Origin of the sequence: Pseudomonas sp. ANT_J12 (assembly GCF_008370045.1) — a bacterium.
Lineage (GTDB): Bacteria > Pseudomonadota > Gammaproteobacteria > Pseudomonadales > Pseudomonadaceae > Aquipseudomonas.
Genome location: NZ_VOBN01000001.1, coordinates 245,780 through 263,416 on the forward strand (window position 1 = coordinate 245,780; position 17,637 = coordinate 263,416).

Consider the following 17,637-nt stretch of genomic DNA (forward strand, 5'->3'; position numbering starts at 1 on the left):
TCGTCCTTAAACCGGCATCTGCATGATGTCTTGGTACGCCTGAACCAGCTTGTTACGCACCTGGGTCAACGCCTGGAAAGACACACTGGCCTTCTGCGAAGAAATCATCACATCCGTCAGATCAACGCCGCTCTTGCCAATTTCAAAGGCACTGGACAGCTGATTGGACGCCTGCTGGGTGTCATTCACTTTATTGACGGCCTGACCGAGCATGTCGGCAAAGCTGCTGCCACCCAGTTCGGGAACTGCGGCAGTCGATTTCGGTGCCGACATCGCGTCCATCTGCATGGAGCGCATGTCCAACATCAATCGATTAAATTCAATACCTTGGCTCATGGTCTACTCTCTCTGGCGACCCGCAATTTTTTGACACTCACTCGGCGGGTACTGAGGTGTTAGCAACAAGGGTGCCAGCTCAGTGGCCTTGCTTCACAAAAGCCTTGCCGGTGAATCAGGTGGCAAACAGATAAGCTTCCACATCCATTCCGGCGTCACGCATTTGCGCCAGTTTGTAGCGCAAGGTGCGCGGGCTGATGCCCAGGCGTTCGGCAGCCTCTTTGCGCCGGCCGCGCTCGGCGCGCAAGGTGTCGATGATCATCTGGAACTCATGACGGCGCAGGTCATCCCCCAAGGCACTGGCCGATTCAGCCTCGACCTCCACCGCCCGCACCGGCGTCAACGCGGGTAACGGCGCACAGGCGACCGGCCCCGACAGGCAGAAATCCTGCGGCTGGATCAAACCGCCCTGCTGCAGGATCAGCGCGCGCTGGATGGCGTTATCCAGCTCACGCACATTGCCTGGCCATGGGTAACCGATCAGGCACGCCTGCGCCTCGGGCGATAGCCTGGCTGCCGCATGCTTCATTTTATTGACGTGTTTGGCCAAAAGACGCTCGGCCAGCGGCAGGATGTCGGCGGTGCGCTCGCGCAACGGACGCCAGGCCAGCGGAAAAACCGACAGCCGATAATAAAGGTCTTCACGAAAACGCCCCGCCGCCACTTCGCCGGCCAGATCACGGTTAGTGGTGGCGACGACGCGAATGTCCAGACTGATCGGTTTGCGCGCGCCGACCCGTTCGACTTCGCGCTCCTGCAACACTCGCAGCAACTTGGCCTGCAAGCCCATGGGCATTTCGGAAATTTCGTCGAGCAGGATGGTACCGCCGTCGGCCTGTTCAAACTTGCCGGCCTGGGCCGCGATGGCGCCGGTGAACGAGCCTTTCTCGTGACCGAACAGCGTGGCCTCGAGCATGTTGTCGGGAATTGCCGCGCAGTTGATCGCAATGAATGGTTGGCTGGAGCGATGGGAATGCTGGTGGATGTAGCGCGCCAGCACTTCCTTGCCGGTGCCGGACTCGCCGGAGATCAACACCGTGGAATCGCTGCGCGCCACCCGCGCGGCCAGTTCCAACAATTGCGCACTGGCCGGCTCAAAGGCAATCGGCCCTTCACCGTCGGTGGCACCCAAACTGCCGAGCGCATGCCGCGCCACCAGATCGAGCAACGCCTTGGGCTCGAACGGCTTGACCAAGTAGTCCGCCGCGCCCTGGCGCATGGCATCGACGGCCCGCTCCACAGCGCCGTGCGCGGTCATCAGCAGCACCGGCAATTGTGGCTGGCGTGCCCGCAACAATCCGAGCAACTGATGGCCATCCATGCCTGGCATGTTGACGTCACTGACCACCAGATTGAACGCTTCGACGCCGACCGCCGCCAGCGCCTCTTCCGCCGAACCGACCGCCTTGTAATCGTGCCCCGCGAGCAGCAGCGTATCCGCCAGTGCTTCCCGTAGCGCGCGGTCATCCTCGACCAGTAGAACCTTGATTGCCATGCCCTTCACTCCGCGTCCGATGCGCTGATAAACAACGGCAGGGACACCAGCGCACAGGTGCCGCGACCGAGCCGCGAGCGCAACTGCAATTCTCCCTGATGAGCGCGGGCCACTGCCTTGACCACGGTCAAACCCAGCCCGGTCCCGGTGGTCTTGGTGGTGAAAAAGGGTTCTCCCAGGCGCGCCAGTACGGCGTCATCGATGCCACTGCCGCTGTCGCTGACGCACAGGCGCAGATTGCTGCCCCGGGTATAGAGGTGAACCTTCAAGCGAACAGCACCGTTGCTGGCCTGAATCGCGTTTTCGATCAAATTCAGAATCGCCCCGACCAGGGTGTCGCGATTGCACAGCAACTCCCCGGCATGACTGTCGCACTGCCAGCGGATGGGCAGGTCCTGCACGTGGGTCAGTGCCGCCGCTTGCAGTGATTGCAGCAATTCTTTGGGCGTCACGCGATTGGTCAGCGGCAGTTCGCCGCGCGCGAACACCAGCATGTCCCGCACCTGATGCTCCAGCTCGTGCAGACGCTCTTTCAAGCGACCGGCGAAACGTTGCTGGGTGGCGACGGGCAATTCCTGCTCAGTCAAATGACTGGCGTACAGCAGCGCGGCGGACAGTGGCGTGCGAATCTGGTGAGCCAGCGAGGCCACCATCCGACCCAGGGACGACAGGCGTTCATGACGGGCCAGCTGATCTTGCAGGTGGCGGGTTTCGGTCAGGTCGTTGAGCAATACCAACTGACCGGGCTCGGCATCCAGCGAGCGGGTGGCGATCGACAGGCGTCGACCATCCTTGAGGGAGATTTCATGACCGTCGTCTTCACGAGGTGCGAAGCAGCGCGCAATCACCTGGCGCCACAGCTCGCCCTCGAGGGGCAGGCCGAGCAACTCGCAAGCCGCCGGGTTGGCTTCGCGCACCATGCCCTGGGCGTCGATTACGATGACGCCACCGGGTAACAGATCAAGGAGGTTTTGCAGGCGGTTGGCCAGGCGTTCTTTTTCCGCCAGCTCCTGCATGCGCTGGGCGCTGACTACCGCCAGCTCACCCTTGAGCTCGGTGACCCGGGCTTCGAGCATGCTGTAGGAGTCAGTCAGTTGGCTCGACATCTGGTTGAACAGCGCGAACGCCTGCTCAAGACCCAGCCGGCTTGCCTGCTCTACGGACGACGGTTGCCCCGAAGCGTCAGGGACAGGAGACATCTGGGCGGCTTGGGGCATCGTGCTCTCTCGCTTGGCTGACCGTCAGTGAAACGGAACGTTGCGAGAGATGTAGCAATACCCGTGCCTAAAAAAAACCACCTATAAATGAAGGACTTGAAAAACAGGCGTCAATCATCCGCCTGTTCATCACCGTCACGACGACTCATGCCGTACTTGCGCATCTTCTCCACCAGGGTGGTGCGACGAATGCGCAGACGCTCGGCGGCACGCGCAACGATGCCATTGGCATCATCCAGAGCCTGCTGAATCAGCCCTTGCTCCAGACCACCGAGGTAGTCCTTCAGGTCCAGGCCTTCCGGCGGCAGCAGGGCATTGGCGCTGAAGTCCGGGGTGTGCCCGTTGATGGCCACCCGCTCTTCCAGATCGCTGCGCAGGCTGTCGACCAGCTGTTCGTCCTCGTCGTCGACGTAGCGGAATTTCTTCGGCAACTCGACCACACCGATCACCCCATATGGATGCATGATCGCCATGCGCTCCACCAGGTTGGCCAGTTCACGGACGTTGCCCGGCCAGCCGTGACGGCACAGGGACATGATCGCCGCCGAGTTGAAACGGATCGAACCGCGCTTCTCGTGCTCCATGCGCGAGATCAACTCGTTCATCAGCAACGGGATGTCTTCGACACGTTCGCGCAGCGGCGCCATCTCGATCGGGAATACGTTCAAGCGGTAGTACAAGTCTTCGCGGAAGGCGCCGATCTCGATCATGCTTTCGAGATTCTTGTGGGTCGCCGCGATGATGCGCACATCGGCGCTCTGGGTCTTGTTGCTGCCCACGCGCTCGAAGGTGCGTTCCTGCAGGACCCGCAGCAGCTTGACCTGCATCGGCAACGGCATGTCGCCGATTTCGTCGAGGAACAGCGTACCGCCGTTGGCCAGTTCGAAACGCCCGGCACGGCTGGTGATGGCCCCGGTGAAGGCGCCCTTCTCGTGGCCAAACAGTTCGCTTTCCAGCAACTCGGCCGGGATCGCCCCGCAGTTGACCGGAACGAACGGCGCGTCGCGACGCTTGGAGTGGTAATGCAGGTTGCGCGCGACCACTTCCTTGCCGGTGCCGGATTCGCCGAGGATCAGCACGCTGGCATCGGTGTCGGCCACCTGCTGCATCATCTGGCGCACGTGCTGGATCGCACGGCTGGTGCCGACAAGGCTGCGGAACAGATTGGGTTCGCGGTGACGACCGCGCTCGCGGGCCTGGTCATACATCTCGCGATAGACCTGGGCACGGTGCAGGGAGTCGAGCAATTTGCTGTAGCTGGGCGGCATTTCGAGGGTCGAAAGCACTCGGCGACGCTGGTCTTCAGGCAAGTCAACGGAAGAATTATCGCCCATTAACAAAACCGGAAGGAACTCATCCCAGGTTGAGAGTGTCTTTAGCAAGCCCAAAAGCGCGCCAGGAGCATTGACCGTCCCGATCAGCACACAAATGACTTCACGACTTGATGACAACGAGCCGACCGCCTGCTGCCAGTCATGGCTTCCGCAGGGTAAATTTTCTTCACCGAGAAAATTTAAAATCACCGCCAGATCGCGGCGACGGACGCTATCGTCATCAATTAGCAGAATTTTGGTTTCACGCCACATGCAATAGCAACTTCCCTAGTCAACTCAATGCCCGAAATGAGGGGGCAAGCTAGACGCTTGCAGACACGTTATGCCTGTAGACGCCTGAAATCTGGATACAGCCACTAGTTAAGTCAAAAAACCGTGCACAGTCAAATTTATGGCGCACTATGTTTGGATTAACCGCGGATTAACCAAACAGATGGTAAACCTTTGCGGCATTCTGTGCTTGGTGGATCTGAGACATCTCGTCGACTATCGCCTGCCTCTCCCCCATCGCCACCTCAAGCAGCTGCTTGTAGACATGCAGCAGCTCCTCAAGATTGTCGCGCAACGCCCCCTCGTCCAGCGAAGCTTCACTCAAGACGTCTTCCATGCAGGAACGGCAATCCAGGTCCAACTGACCGATTGCCTCCCAGTTGCGTTCGGCCAGGGCACCGACCAACGCTTCGCGGGTTTGTTCGATTCGCTGCAATACAAGACTCATGGTGATCTCCTTAAAACTGCGGACCTGGCGCTGCGATAGCATCCCAGCCTTCTTTGACCGTGCGCAGCAAACCGGCGACTTCATCGAGAATCCGCGGGTCGCTCTTGATGTTCGCCTCGGCGAGGCGCTTCATCATGTAGGAATAAAGACGGTCAAGTTCGCCAACGGTTTCGGCGGCCTTGTCCAGATCCAGGCCTTCACGCAAGCCACCGACAATGCCGATGGCCTTGCTGATCGCCACGCACTTGGCAGGCACGTCTTTACGCTCAATGGCACCCTTGGCCTGGGCGATGCGGTCCAGGCCGCCTTCCATCAGCATTTGCACCAGACGGTGCGGACTGGCCTCGGACGCCTGTGCTTGCGCGCCCACCTTCTGGTATTGCCGAAGGGCTAACATCGGATTCATGTTCTACCTCATTGCCACAATGACTCGTATGACCAGTGTATCGCCTGCGAGCCAAAAAACTTTAGATCAAAAGACAAAAACCCGGCGCACGCCAGAAAGCGTAGCCGGGTTTTTGTCGTCAGCTCATGACTAGCTGGCGGACTTCTGGGCGTTCAAGGAAGCGAAGAACGAGGTGATGTTGCTCGCCGTCGCTTTCATTTGCCCAACCAGCAGGTCCATGGCGTTGTACTTGGCCGTCAAGGTCTGCGTCAGGCTGGTGACATGCAGATCCAGCGTCTTCTGCTGCTCGGAAATTTTCTTGGCCGTACTGGTAAGGTTGGTGTTGCGCTGATCGAGCAATCCGCCCGTCTTCAAGTAAGGGTCGATCGCCTTGCCCATGCGCGCCAACAAGCCGTTGTTAGCGTCCGTACCACTGAACAACTGCTGCACCTGGCCGGTCATGCCATTGTTGCTCATGGTCTTGGTGAACGCAGCCGTGTCGAATTTCAGGTTACCGGTGAACGCGTCTGTCATCACACCGATCTGCGACAGCACGGACAGCGGACCCGCCGCACCCGGCGCGGTCAGCACGCCACGTACGTCCGCAATCAGCGAGCGCGGCAGCGAATCACCGGTGAACGCCGCTGAAACAGTCAGCTTGCCATCGGCATCCGCTGTCGCAGTGGTCAGGGAATCAACGGTTTTTTTCAGGGTGTTGTAGGCATCGACGAACGCCTGAATCGATGTCTGCAAGCCAGTGGTGTTGCTCGCCACAGTGACCACAGTCGGGGTTCCAACCCCACCCGAAGTTGGACTCATTGCAGCCAGGTTTAGCGTCAGGCCACTGATCGCACCGGTCACCGTATTGCTCTTGCTGGTAACGGTCAGGCCGTCGATGGTCAGCTTGGCATCTGCGGCAATCCCGTTGATGGCCCCGGAAGCACCCGGCGCAGGGGTGGACCCCATCGGCACGGTGCCATCAATTTCGAGGCCGGCAATACCGCTGACATTTAGGTCAGAACCGGCACCGGTCTTGTTGGAGTTGATCACCAGGCGCGAGGCACCGGTGCTGTCGGTCACGATGTTGGCGGAAATACCGTTGACAGCTTGAGCGGTGTTGATCGCGTCCCGGGTACTTTGCAACGTCGCATTGGCCGGAATCGTGACGTTGTAATCAGTGCCATTTTGACTGATTTTCAGAGTACCACTCGGAATGGCACTGGCGGCACCGCCGGCGAAAGCAGCACTGCCGACTTTCGAACCCGTGGCCAGACTCTGCACAACCACGTTGTAGGTACCCGCAACCGCCGTGTTATCCGAGGTTGCAGCCAGAACAGAAGTATTGCCCGACGTCGCGGTAAAACCGGCAAACGCAGGACTGGTCGCGCTGTTGAGTTGAGTCAGCGTGGCCTGGTAGGCCGCCAGCGCACTCTTCAAGGAGCCGACACCGGAAATTTTCAGGGTGTTGGTTTTGGTCTGGGTATCAATTTGCGTTTGTTTGGCCGACTTGTCGGAGTTGACCAGCGCGGACACGATCGAACCGATGTCGAGACCAGAGCCTAGACCCGCACCCGGTAAAATTGGACTTGCCATGTGCATCTCCCTTTCTGTGTGTCGCCGGTCTTTTGACCACTGTCAGCGATCAATGATCGTACAAACACGTTTCATGCCAGTATCAGGCTTTGGCATCGAACAAAACATTGCTGGCATTGTGCAGGCTTTCAGCCAGCTTCATTGCTTCGGCTGACGGAATCTGCCGAATGACTTCACCGGACTCGCTGGCAATCACCTTGACGATGACCTTGCCGGACGTTTCGTCGATGGAAAATTCCAGATTGCGCTTGACCGACTGAACGAACTTTTCGATCTCTTGAACGGCCATTTTCAACTCATCCGAATTGTCCGATTTACCAGAATCAGAGCCTTTGCTGGCTGCGACAGGCTGGGTACTTTCGGCACGAGGCTTTTCGACCGGCTTTTCGGTAGTGCTGACCGCCGGTTGCGCGGCCGGGTAAGACAAGTTCAGCTTCACGCTCATGTCCATAACCATCACCTCTTAAACGGAAAAAGCGAGAGAGCACGCAAGCGCACTCCCCCGCCAAAACCCGATCCGAAATTACTGAAGCAGTTTCAGTACAGCGGATGGCAGCTGGTTAGCCTGGGCCAGAACAGCGGTGGAAGCTTGTTGCAGAGTTTGCTGTTTGGTCAGGTTAGCTGTTTCTGCGGCGAAGTCGGTATCTTGTACGCGACCTTGTGCAGCAGTGGTGTTTTCAACAATGTTTTGCAAGTTGGCGATGGTGCTGGTCAGACGGTTTTGCGAAGCACCGAGGCTAGCGCGAGTGCTGTTGATGCTTGCAATTGCAGCGTCGATCGCGGTGATTGCGTTGTCGATGTTTGCAGCAGCGCCCGAAACGCTTGCACCGGTCAGAACTACAGTACCGCTACCAACCGACAGGCTGACGGCGTCGAACTTGGAGCTCAGTACCAGGTCGATGTGGTTAGCCGAACCAGTGTTTGCGCCCACTTGCAGGGTCACGGTGCCAGCCGAACCGTCCAGCAGGTTTTTGCCGTTCAGGTTGGTCGAAGCGGAGATACGGGTCAATTCGTCAGACATCTGACCGAATTCAAGGTTGGTAGCGGTCTGGTCAACGCTGCCGTTGGTACCGGTACGTGCTTTAACAGCCAGTTCACGCATACGTTGCAGAATGTCGGTCGAAGCTTGCAGCGCGCCTTCAGCGGTCTGAGCAACGGAGATACCGTCGTTGGCGTTCTGGATCGCCTGGTTGCCACCACGGATCTGAGTCGTCATGCGGGTTGCGATCTGCAGGCCAGCGGCGTCGTCTTTAGCGCTGTTGATACGCAGGCCGGAGGACAGGCGCTGCATCGAGGTGGACAGGGCATCGGAAGCGCGGTTCAGGTTTTTCTGAACGTTCAACGACGTAGTGTTGGTGTTTACTGTTAAAGCCATGACGAATTCCTCGTTGGTTGGGTACTGCGGCTTCCGGCCCTGGCAACCGCCGGGTGTGGCCTAGAGAACCTTCGTAATAGTTATCGTCGGCTTGGCAGGTTGCTTGAGGGCTTTTTCAAAAATATTTGCCATCACCCTGCCACCCCTTGCAAAACAAGGGCTTGGCGGCCCCTCAATCACGAAAAAATGACGTCATAAAACTGTCCATGGCACCAACCCGTAGGCCAGAGCCGTTGGTCGACCTCAACCCTGAGCACTTTCCAGCAAATCAATCAGCTCATATTCCATGAAATCGGCAAGCCCCAACCAATCCTGACGCTCCTGACTCGCCAGCATTTGGGTCAGTACCTGCGCCCACGTCAGCTGAACATCCTGAGGCGCGGACGCTAAAAGCCGTTGTGCCTCATCGAAGACATCCACCATGATCAGCGCCGCTTCGACATCCCGCCCCAACCGGAACAATCCGGCACATTGGCGGCACTCACCGATGCACTTCACCAGCGCACTCATTGCACAAACTCCTGATTGAACTGCGTACCGACGATCATCGCGCCCGCGCGGCTGCTGTTAAGGAAGTTCACTTGCGGATGCGCGGCGATATAACGCTCCAGCACACACAGGTAGCCGCGAAAATTCAGCTGCGTGCGGACCCGTTCGCCATAGCCGTCACGGACCCAATGTCGAGCCTGCTCCAGGGCTGGCCCCAGGTCGCCGTCATTCCAGCCGGCATGGGTCTTGTTCATCGGGAAGGCAAAGTCGGCGCCGAACAGGGTAATGCGCGTGGCGCCCATCTTTACCGCCAGGTCCACGGCCGGGTGAATCACGCTGCCGCCCGCATGCAGTTGCGCCCTGGGATGCTGCTGACGCAACGCGTCGTAGATCGGGCTGGCGGTATAACCGCCATAGCGCTTGCCCTTCCAGGCCTTCAACACCGCCGGATCGCTCATGGGCAGGTACACCAACGGGATGCCGTCGGATTCCTCGAAAGGCAAGTGTCGAAAACTGATCAGTTTGTCGATCGTCACCACCAGATCGGGAACGATCCCGTGCTTGCGCAAGGGCAGATAGGCGGTGTCGACACAGATGAACAGCGGCCGCTCGGCCTGCCCGCGCACCGCCGCCAGGCGCTCGAAGTGACTTTCCAGGGTCGGCCCGGTGCCAATCACATAGATTTCACGGCCGGTGCAGGTGCCAAACAGCTGTGCCACATCGTCATCCGCGAGCAGCACGTCCAGGCAATCCTGCAAGCGCTGCTGAATGAACGGCAATTGCGGGTCGAAATCGCGATTGTTGAAACTCAGATGGACTTCGTTGACCAGCCGATCACGAATCTTGGCGTTGAAGTCATCGGCCAGCAGCATTTCCGCCGGCAGTGCGAAAAACGGCGTGTAGATATCCGCATGATCGCCGGCATACAGCAACTCCACCCGTGGGTCGTCGAGCCAGTGCCGCTGATCGAGCAATTGCAGCACCAGCGCAAACAGGGCGCCGTTGAGGATGTGCACGTACAAGCGCTCAAGCCCGGCACGCGCCAGCAGGACCGCCGGCAAGTCCCCAAGGCCGGTGCCGTAGACATGCAACTGCGGCCTGTCGGTCGGCAAACTGGCGGCCTGCACACGGGCTTCATGGACACGGTCATGGCGACTGGTGAGCTGGATGCCGTCAATGCTCAGCGTCGAAGCCAGGCCCTCGGTCAACTCGGCCTGGACCGACGTGCTGTCTTCCAGCATCAACCGCGTATACAACGCCGGCCAGCGGCGCTCGATCACCTGGGCATTGTCATCAAAGCATTCGCTCATGCTGCCTCGCTGTTCATACAGGCAAAAAAATAGCGTTCAAGGTTAACCCTTGAACGCTATTTTGTGTCGGCCGTTTTGGTTCTCAAGGCTGCTGCATACCCGGTAGGAGCTACCGAAGGCTGCGCCTACAGAACCGACTCAGGGACGATAGATAATCGCCGAGCCCCACGACAGTCCCACCCCAAAGCCGCTCAGCGCAACGCGCTGCCAGTCAGAGTCCAGGACGTGTTTTTCCAGCAGCAGCGGAATACTCGACGACACGGTATTACCGGTCTCGACCATGTCTTTGATGAACTTCTCCGGCTCGCCTTCGAAACGCCGGGCGACCGCATCGACAATTGCCGCGCTGCCCTGGTGAATGCAAAAGGCGTCGATGTCGTCAGCCTTGAGGCCTGACTCATCCAGCAGTTCATGCAGATGCGCCGGGACTTTGAGCAGCGCGAAATTGAAGACCTGGCGACCGTTCATGTAGAACACGCCATCGGTGACCTTCAAGTGCGGCGCGCCGGAACCGTCGGTGCCGAACTTGGCCTTGCCCAGTTGCCACGGCGCGCCCTCGCCCATCCAGGTCGCGGTGGCGGCATCGCCGAACAGCATGGTGGTGTTGCGATCTTCCGGGTCGACGATCTTGGAGTACGGATCGGCGGTGATCAGCAGGCCATTCTTCAGGCCCGTGGCTTCCATGAAGCCCTTGATCGCGTAGAGGCCGTAGACATAGCCCGAGCAGCCCAGGGAAATATCAAACGCGGCCACGTTGGTCGACAGGCCCAGCTTGTCCTGAACGATGGCGGCGGTGTGCGGCAGGCCTTCTTCGTCACCGTTCTGGGTCACGACGATCAGCACGTCGATGGCTTCACGTTTCAAATCGGGGTTGTTGGCGAACAGCGCGTTGGCTGCTTCGACACACAGGTCCGAGGTTTCCTGCTCAGCGTCTTTGCGCGGCAGGAAGGCCGAACCGATCTTGCCTAGGATGAACTCTTCATCCTTCTCGAATTTTGCACCTTGTGCGTAATTGTCCACGCCGGCTACAGGAACGTAGCTCGCAATGCTTTTTATGCCAATCATTACGGCTTCCCAATAATAAACAGCCCAATACCACCGCTCGCAAGGATTCGAGGGGCGCCGACATACAAAGATTTTCAGCCGCCCGAAACGGGCGGCAGCGGGAAGCGTCAAGGGCTATCACTGGACCCGATAAAGGGCCAGGCGCCATCTCCCCGGTCAATACAATACAGTGAAGATGCGCGTTATGACTCACAGGTCACGCTATTTTGCCGAATCAGCCCGACAAGGGTTATTCGACCAATGACCAGTCGAGCGCCGTTCCGCGCTTGATCGCCTGGCGGGCGCGGCGCCCCAGCAGGGTTTGCGCGTGTTTGGGCGCCAGCCCCAGGCCTGGGCGAATGGCCCGCAGATTGGCGGCGGTGAAGGGTTCACCGGCGGCCATGTCCTGAGTGACGTACAGCGAGCGTCGGTACACCAGCGACTTGCGCTCGGCCTCGGTCACGCCGTAATGCACATTCCCCATGGCCTGCCAGGCGCGCTCGGTTTCGATCACCAGGCTGGCCAGTTCCGCCGGCTCCAGGGAGAAACTGGCGTCGACCCCGCCAGCGCCACGGTCGAGGGTGAAGTGCTTTTCCACCACGGTCGCCCCGAGCGCCACCGCCGCGACCGACACACCAACGCCCATGGAGTGATCGGACAGCCCGACCTCACAACCAAACAATTCCCGCAGATGCGGGATGGTCCGCACATTGCTGTTGGCCGGGGTCGCCGGGTAGGTGCTGGTGCACTTGAGCAGCACCAGATCCTTGCAACCGGCCTCGCGGGCGGCGCGCACGGTTTCGTCGAGCTCGGCGATGCTGGCCATGCCGGTGGAGATGATCAGCGGCTTGCCGGTCGCGGCCACACGGCGAATCAGCGGCAGATCAGTGTTTTCGAAACTGGCGATTTTGTAGGCCGGCACATCGAGGCTTTCGAGGAAGTCCACCGCTGTATCGTCGAACGGCGTCGAAAACGCCAACATGCCCAACGCCTTGGCGCGGGCGAAAATCGGCGCGTGCCACTCCCACGGCGTATGAGCCTTCTCGTACAGCGCGTACAACGAGGTGCCGGTCCACAGGCTGTTGGGGTCCTTGATGAAGAACTCGCCTTCATCGAGGTCCAGGGTCATGGTCTCGGCGGTGTAGGTTTGCAGTTTCAAGGCGTGGGCGCCGGCCTTGGCGGCGGCGTCGACGATTTGCAGCGCCACGTCCAGGGACTGGTTATGGTTGCCACTCATCTCGGCAATGATGAACGGCGGCGCATCGGCACCGATCAGGCGATCGCCAATCTTGAAACTAGTCATTTACGTGATCCTTCAATACGCGGGTGAACGCGCAAGCACTCTGGGTGAAACCGGCTTCGCGAAACAGGCTCAGCGACGGCTGGTTGGCGGGCAAGACTTGCGCGGTGATGCTTTGCAGTTGCGGCCAGCGGGCCTTCACGAAGGCTTCGCCCCGGGCCAGCAGCGCCCTGCCCCAGCCCAGCCCGAAACGGCCTTCGAACAGATAAATCGAAACTTCGGCGCTCAACCCATGAAGGTCATAACGCAGCGCCCCGACCGGGCCATCGCCGGCCTCGGCGATCAATAGCACGCGCTGCTCGTTGTCCAGACTTGCCGCCAGCCACGCCTGGTGCGACGGCCAATCGAGGAGGCGGCTGTCCAGTGACCAGCGCCGTACCGCGTCGGCATTGCGTCCGTCGAACAACAATCGCGCGTCGTCGAGCGTCGCCTCGCGCAGCGGCAACACCGCACCGACCAGCGCGGTCGCCACTCGCTGCGCACCACGGCCATCGACCAACTGCCGGGAACGCTCGGCCAGGCTCTGGCGTAAACCCTGATTGCCCGCCACGAAACCGATGGCCTGGCGCAGTTGCTCGACGCTGACCTGCTCCCGGGCGCCGAGGAACACATGGGCCCCTGCAGTGGCCATGACCTCGCCATTGGCCTGCTGATTGTTCGACACGGCAATGCAAATCGTCGGCAGCCCCATGGCGGCGCGCTCCCAACTGGTGCCGCCACCGGCGCCGATAAACAGATCGGCCTCGGTCATCAACCGGTAAAAGTCGCTGACAAAACGGTGCAGGCGCCAATTCGGACGACCGGCCGCCAGCGCGTGCATTGCATCCCAGGCCGGGTTGTCGGTACCGGCGACGAAGTCGACTTCCAGCGCTGCAAAGTCCATCAGCGCGAGCATGGCGTGATGGGTTTGCATCGCGACATCGAAGCCGCCGAAGTTCACCAGCACCCGTTTGGCCTGAGGTTTGATATCAATCGCCGGGCAGCAGAATTCATCGCGCAGCAGGGCGAAACGGGGTCCGAGCAAGGTCCGGCAATCGGGGCCAATCAGCCCGGCATAGGCCTGTGGCGTGCCCGACAGGTTCTGGTTCAGCAGCAAGTCGACGCTGTAGATGCGTGTCGCCAGATCATCCACCGCCGCGATCCGTGGCGCCCAGCGGCGCGCTGCGGTCTGCCAGTGGTGATCGAGGCCATAGTGGTCGACGATGATCCAGTCGAACGACGCCTGGCTTTCCAGCAACACGCCCAGCGCGGCAATGTCTGCCTGCCACGGCAGCATCGATTCGATGGCTTGTTGCGGGTCTTCTTCGGGATAGCGCTCAGGTAGCGCGAAGGTTTCAAAGCCTTCGGCCGCCAGACTGTCGAGCCGATGCCCCGGCAACTTGCGGCAGGCAAACGCGACGTGCACGCCCTGCTTGCGCAAGGTCCGGGCCAGGGGCAGCAAGCGGGCGATATGGCCGCTGCCGATGGTCGGCGAGGCGTCGGCACGGATCAGCACTCTCATTGCAATTCCCCACCGGCCTTCAACGCGGCATACAGGTACTCGGCGCGCTTCCAGTCTTCAGGTGTGTCGATGTCTTGCACCAGATAGCGCGGCAAGATCACCGGCAGGCTTTGCGTCGAATACAACACCTCGCCCTGCAACCAGGCGCTGCGCCGCCCCCAATAAAACTGCCCGGCGTCCTGATAGGCCGGCGGCAGATCCTGAGAGCGCGTCTGGCGAAACTCGGGGTACAACGCGGTCAATGCGCCGTGATCGTCAAGGGTCAGCGCCCGCTGTACGGGAAAGGCGAAGTCGCACACCGAGAACGCAAAGGACTTGTCCGGGTGCTGCTCCAGCAACGCCAGGCCCTGTTGCAGAAACCGGATTTGCAGCAGCGGCGCCGTGGCATAGATGCAACAGGCGAAATCAAAATCCTGCGCCGGCAACGCTTGCAAGGCGTGGGCAATCACCGCCGCCGTGCCGGTGAAGTCATCCGCCAGCGCCGCCGGCCGCATGAACGGCACCTGTGCACCACAGGCCCGGGCCAGCTCGGCGATGTCTTCATCGTCGGTGCTGACCACGACCTGGGCGAACAATCCCGAATCGAGGGCGGTTTTAATCGAGCGGGCAATCATCGGCACGCCGTCGAACGGCTTGAGGTTCTTGCGCGGTATGCGTTTGCTGCCACCGCGGGCCGGGATGATTGCGACGTTGTTCACGGGCGTTTTTCCAGAAGGAACCAGGTGATGTCGTCCACCGGGAATTGCGGGTCGCGATGGTAGCCGAACCCATAATCCAGCAGTTGCAGGTCAGCGTAACGATCGAGCATTTCACCGGCGAAATCACGCTTGAACAATTTGCCGCTGTTACCGCGATACGACACCTCGACCGGCACCGGGTTGTAGTACTCGGCGATCAGGATGTACCGCTGGCTCAACTCATACAATTGCGCATACGCGGCGGACAGCAGTTCCGGCGCCAGATGAATCAGCACGCCTTTGCTCAGGGTCAGCTCAAACGTGCGCTGACGGGGGAAATCGAACAGCGAACCGTGCCAGATCTCGGCGATCCCCAGCGCCTGGGCCTGGGCGCACGCGCTTTCATTGATCTCCACGCCGAACAGTTCCGATTGCGGCAACAGCTGACGCAGGGCCTGCAAATTGTTGCCGGCATTGGTGCCCAACTCCAACAGGCTTTCGATGCGCCCGGCGCGGGTCAGCGCCTTGGCGAACAAGGCCAGGTTAGCCGCGACCAAGGGTTGCCCGACGTTGCGCTCGACGTACTGGTTGCCGAAATCGCCCTGCCAGAATTTTTCCTGTTCACTCAGCTCACGCATTGCACATTCCCATCCGCTCATCACTAACACCGGGGTGTACACCCGTAGGGGTCGAGGTCATTGTTCGGTCAATCGTCGCAGTTGCTCGACCACGTAGTCCTGTTGTTCATCGCTGAGCAACGGAAACAGCGGCAGGCTGATGGCCTCGGCGTAGTAACGTTCCGCTTCAGGAAAATCGCCTTCAGCAAACCCCAGATCACGGTAGTAGGGCTGCAAATGCACCGGAATGTAGTGCAGGTTTACGCCGATCCCCGCCGCTCGCAACCCTTCGAAGACCTGCCGATGGCTCAGGCTGATGCGATCCAGCTGCAAGCGCACCACATACAGGTGCCACGCCGATTCGGCCTCGGGTTGGGCGCTCGGCAAGGTCAACGGCAAGTACGCCAGCAAGCGGTCGTAACGCGCGGCCAGTTCCCGCCGACGCTCGATAAAGTCATCGAGTCTGTTGAGTTGCGACAGCCCAAGGGCCGCTTGCAAATCGGTGATCCGGTAATTGAAGCCCAGCTCCACTTGCTGGTAATACCAGGGGCCGTGGCTGGGTTCGGTCATCTGCGCCGGGTCTCGGGTCATGCCGTGGCTGCGCAAGCGTTGCAGGCGCTCGGCGAGGTCCTGGCGATTGGTCAGGACCATGCCACCTTCGGCGCTGGTGATGATTTTCACCGGATGAAAACTGAACACCGTCATTGCCGCAAATTCACCGCAGCCCACCGGTCGCCCGGCATAGGCGGCGCCGACCGCGTGGGAGGCGTCTTCAATGACCGTGAAGCCGTAACGCTCGGCCAGTGCGGCGATCATCCGCATGTCGCAGCTCTGCCCGGAGAACGCCACCGCCACCAGCACTTTGGGCAGCGTGCCGTTATCCTGCGCCACTTCCAGTCTGGCTTTCAGGGCATAGGCGTCGAGGTTCCAGGTCAGCGGGTCGATGTCGACGAAGTCCACCTCGGCGCCGCAATAACGGCCGCAATTGGCCGACGCCAAAAAGGTATTGGGCGTGGTCCACAACCGATCGCCCGGCCCAAGCCCCGCCGCCAGGCAAGCGATGTGCAACGCCGCCGTGGCGTTACACACCGCCACCGCGAAATCGGCCTGGCAACGCTCGGCCATGGCCTGTTCGAAGCGCTCGACGGTCGGGCCCTGGGTCAGCCAGTCGGACTGCAACACCGCGACCACCGCGTCGATGTCGCTCTGATCCAGGCTTTGCCGACCATAGGGAATCATGCCGGCAGCTCCGCGTGCAGATCGGCGATCTGGCTGACCGTGAGGTAATGCGGGTTGGTGTCGGAGCGGTACTCGAAGTCTTCGCTCACCGGTTTGCCCTGCTCGCCCAGTTTGTCCACGGCAAAATCCACGTCGACGCTGGTGAAGCGGATCGACGGCTGGATGGTGTAGTGATCGGCGAACTCCAGGGTCATCCGTGCATCGTCCAGCGGCACCATCAGTTCATGGAGTTTTTCCCCCGGACGAATCCCCACGTGTTTGTGCGGCAAGTGCTCGGCCATGCCCAGCGCCAGATCGACGATGCGAATCGACGGGATCTTGGGCACGAACACTTCACCGCCGTGCATCCGGGCAAAGCTGTCGAGCACGAACTGCACACCGTGGTCGAGGGTGATCCAGAAGCGCGTCATGCGCTCGTCGGTGATCGGAAGTTCGGTGGCGCCTTCGTTGATCAGCTTGCTGAAAAACGGCACCACCGAGCCCCGCGAGCCGGCCACGTTGCCGTAGCGCACCACGGCAAACCGGGTCTGTTGCTCGCCGGCAATGTTGTTGGCGGCCACGAACAGTTTGTCCGACAGCAACTTGGTCGCACCGTACAGGTTGATCGGGCTGGCCGCCTTGTCGGTGGACAGCGCGACCACTTGCTTGACGCCGTTGTCGATGGCGGCGGCAATGATGTTTTCCGCGCCGTTGACGTTGGTCCGAATGCATTCGGTCGGGTTGTATTCGGCGGCCGGCACTTGCTTGAGGGCTGCGGCATGCACCACGTAATCGATGCCGCGCATGGCCTGGCGCAAACGCTCGGCATCGCGCACATCACCGAGGAAGTAGCGCATGCAGGGTGCGTTGAACGTCTGCTGCATCTCGTACTGCTTGAGCTCGTCGCGGGAGAACACCACCACCCGCTTGGGCTGGTATTGCTCCAGCAAGCGGCGGATGAAATTGCGCCCGAACGAACCGGTGCCGCCCGAGATGAAAATCGATTTACCGTTGAACATGCCGTGAAT

General features: G+C 60.3%; 18 protein-coding genes. All 18 read right to left on the minus strand.

Features of this window, described 5'->3' with window-relative positions; genetic code table 11:
- Nucleotides 1–6 precede the first annotated feature (6 nt).
- The 18 genes from fliE to pseB all read right to left on the minus strand — a co-directional run bounded on the left by fliE (nucleotide 7) and on the right by pseB (nucleotide 17,628).
- Nucleotides 7–336, minus strand: coding sequence for a flagellar hook-basal body complex protein FliE (fliE, locus tag FQ192_RS01235; protein WP_054049322.1), 330 nt, complete (start codon nucleotides 334–336; stop codon nucleotides 7–9).
- Between the two features lie 115 nt (nucleotides 337–451).
- A complete protein-coding gene (locus FQ192_RS01240) occupies nucleotides 452–1,831 on the minus strand; it encodes a sigma-54 dependent transcriptional regulator (protein ID WP_149657028.1) in 1,380 nt (459 codons plus the stop codon).
- 5 nt (nucleotides 1,832–1,836) lie between these two features.
- A complete protein-coding gene (locus FQ192_RS01245; protein ID WP_178128979.1) occupies nucleotides 1,837–3,030 on the minus strand; it encodes a PAS domain-containing sensor histidine kinase in 1,194 nt (397 codons plus the stop codon).
- 128 nt (nucleotides 3,031–3,158) lie between these two features.
- The gene (locus tag FQ192_RS01250; protein ID WP_133839143.1) at nucleotides 3,159–4,634 is read right to left on the minus strand and encodes a sigma-54 dependent transcriptional regulator; all 1,476 of its coding nucleotides are present in this window, start codon (nucleotides 4,632–4,634) and stop codon (nucleotides 3,159–3,161) included.
- Nucleotides 4,635–4,803: 169 nt separating this feature from the next.
- The gene (locus FQ192_RS01255) at nucleotides 4,804–5,100 is read right to left on the minus strand and encodes a flagellar protein FliT (RefSeq protein WP_133839144.1); all 297 of its coding nucleotides are present in this window, start codon (nucleotides 5,098–5,100) and stop codon (nucleotides 4,804–4,806) included.
- A 10-nt stretch (nucleotides 5,101–5,110) separates the two neighbouring features.
- A complete protein-coding gene (gene fliS / locus FQ192_RS01260) occupies nucleotides 5,111–5,506 on the minus strand; it encodes a flagellar export chaperone FliS (protein WP_149657030.1) in 396 nt (131 codons plus the stop codon).
- 129 nt (nucleotides 5,507–5,635) lie between these two features.
- Nucleotides 5,636–7,078, minus strand: a complete 1,443-nt coding sequence (gene fliD / locus FQ192_RS01265; RefSeq protein WP_149657031.1) for a flagellar filament capping protein FliD — start codon at nucleotides 7,076–7,078, stop codon at nucleotides 5,636–5,638.
- Between the two features lie 82 nt (nucleotides 7,079–7,160).
- Nucleotides 7,161–7,529 (minus strand): flagellar protein FlaG, encoded by a 369-nt coding sequence (locus FQ192_RS01270; protein WP_149657032.1) that lies wholly within the window; start codon nucleotides 7,527–7,529, stop codon nucleotides 7,161–7,163.
- 72 nt (nucleotides 7,530–7,601) lie between these two features.
- Nucleotides 7,602–8,453: a flagellin domain-containing protein gene (locus tag FQ192_RS01275; protein ID WP_133839148.1), complete on the minus strand. Its 852-nt coding sequence runs from the start codon at nucleotides 8,451–8,453 to the stop codon at nucleotides 7,602–7,604.
- A 243-nt stretch (nucleotides 8,454–8,696) separates the two neighbouring features.
- Nucleotides 8,697–8,963 carry a hypothetical protein gene (locus tag FQ192_RS01280; RefSeq protein WP_149657033.1) on the minus strand — a complete coding sequence of 89 codons (267 nt, stop codon included), beginning with the start codon at nucleotides 8,961–8,963 and terminating at the stop codon, nucleotides 8,697–8,699.
- On the minus strand, nucleotides 8,960–10,252 hold the full coding sequence (locus FQ192_RS01285) for a motility associated factor glycosyltransferase family protein (RefSeq protein WP_149657034.1): 1,293 nt from the start codon (nucleotides 10,250–10,252) through the stop codon (nucleotides 8,960–8,962). The genes FQ192_RS01280 and FQ192_RS01285 overlap by 4 nt, the downstream gene beginning before the upstream one ends.
- Before the next feature lie 138 nt (nucleotides 10,253–10,390).
- The gene (locus tag FQ192_RS01290) at nucleotides 10,391–11,317 is read right to left on the minus strand and encodes a ketoacyl-ACP synthase III (protein ID WP_133839151.1); all 927 of its coding nucleotides are present in this window, start codon (nucleotides 11,315–11,317) and stop codon (nucleotides 10,391–10,393) included.
- A 229-nt stretch (nucleotides 11,318–11,546) separates the two neighbouring features.
- Complete coding sequence (gene pseI, locus FQ192_RS01295) at nucleotides 11,547–12,599, minus strand: pseudaminic acid synthase (RefSeq protein ID WP_149657035.1); 1,053 nt, start codon at nucleotides 12,597–12,599, stop codon at nucleotides 11,547–11,549.
- Nucleotides 12,592–14,097 (minus strand): UDP-2,4-diacetamido-2,4,6-trideoxy-beta-L-altropyranose hydrolase, encoded by a 1,506-nt coding sequence (gene pseG, locus FQ192_RS01300; protein WP_149657036.1) that lies wholly within the window; start codon nucleotides 14,095–14,097, stop codon nucleotides 12,592–12,594. Before pseG ends, pseI begins: the two co-directional genes overlap by 8 nt.
- Complete coding sequence (gene pseF, locus FQ192_RS01305; RefSeq protein WP_149657037.1) at nucleotides 14,094–14,795, minus strand: pseudaminic acid cytidylyltransferase; 702 nt, start codon at nucleotides 14,793–14,795, stop codon at nucleotides 14,094–14,096. The genes pseG and pseF overlap by 4 nt, the downstream gene beginning before the upstream one ends.
- Nucleotides 14,792–15,412 (minus strand): pseudaminic acid biosynthesis-associated methylase, encoded by a 621-nt coding sequence (locus tag FQ192_RS01310; protein ID WP_149657038.1) that lies wholly within the window; start codon nucleotides 15,410–15,412, stop codon nucleotides 14,792–14,794. The genes pseF and FQ192_RS01310 overlap by 4 nt, the downstream gene beginning before the upstream one ends.
- 57 nt (nucleotides 15,413–15,469) lie before the next feature.
- The gene (gene pseC / locus FQ192_RS01315) at nucleotides 15,470–16,630 is read right to left on the minus strand and encodes a UDP-4-amino-4,6-dideoxy-N-acetyl-beta-L-altrosamine transaminase (RefSeq protein ID WP_149657039.1); all 1,161 of its coding nucleotides are present in this window, start codon (nucleotides 16,628–16,630) and stop codon (nucleotides 15,470–15,472) included.
- Entirely contained in the window at nucleotides 16,627–17,628 is a 1,002-nt protein-coding gene (pseB, locus tag FQ192_RS01320; protein ID WP_149657040.1) for a UDP-N-acetylglucosamine 4,6-dehydratase (inverting), read from the minus strand. The genes pseC and pseB overlap by 4 nt, the downstream gene beginning before the upstream one ends.
- Nucleotides 17,629–17,637 lie beyond the last annotated feature (9 nt).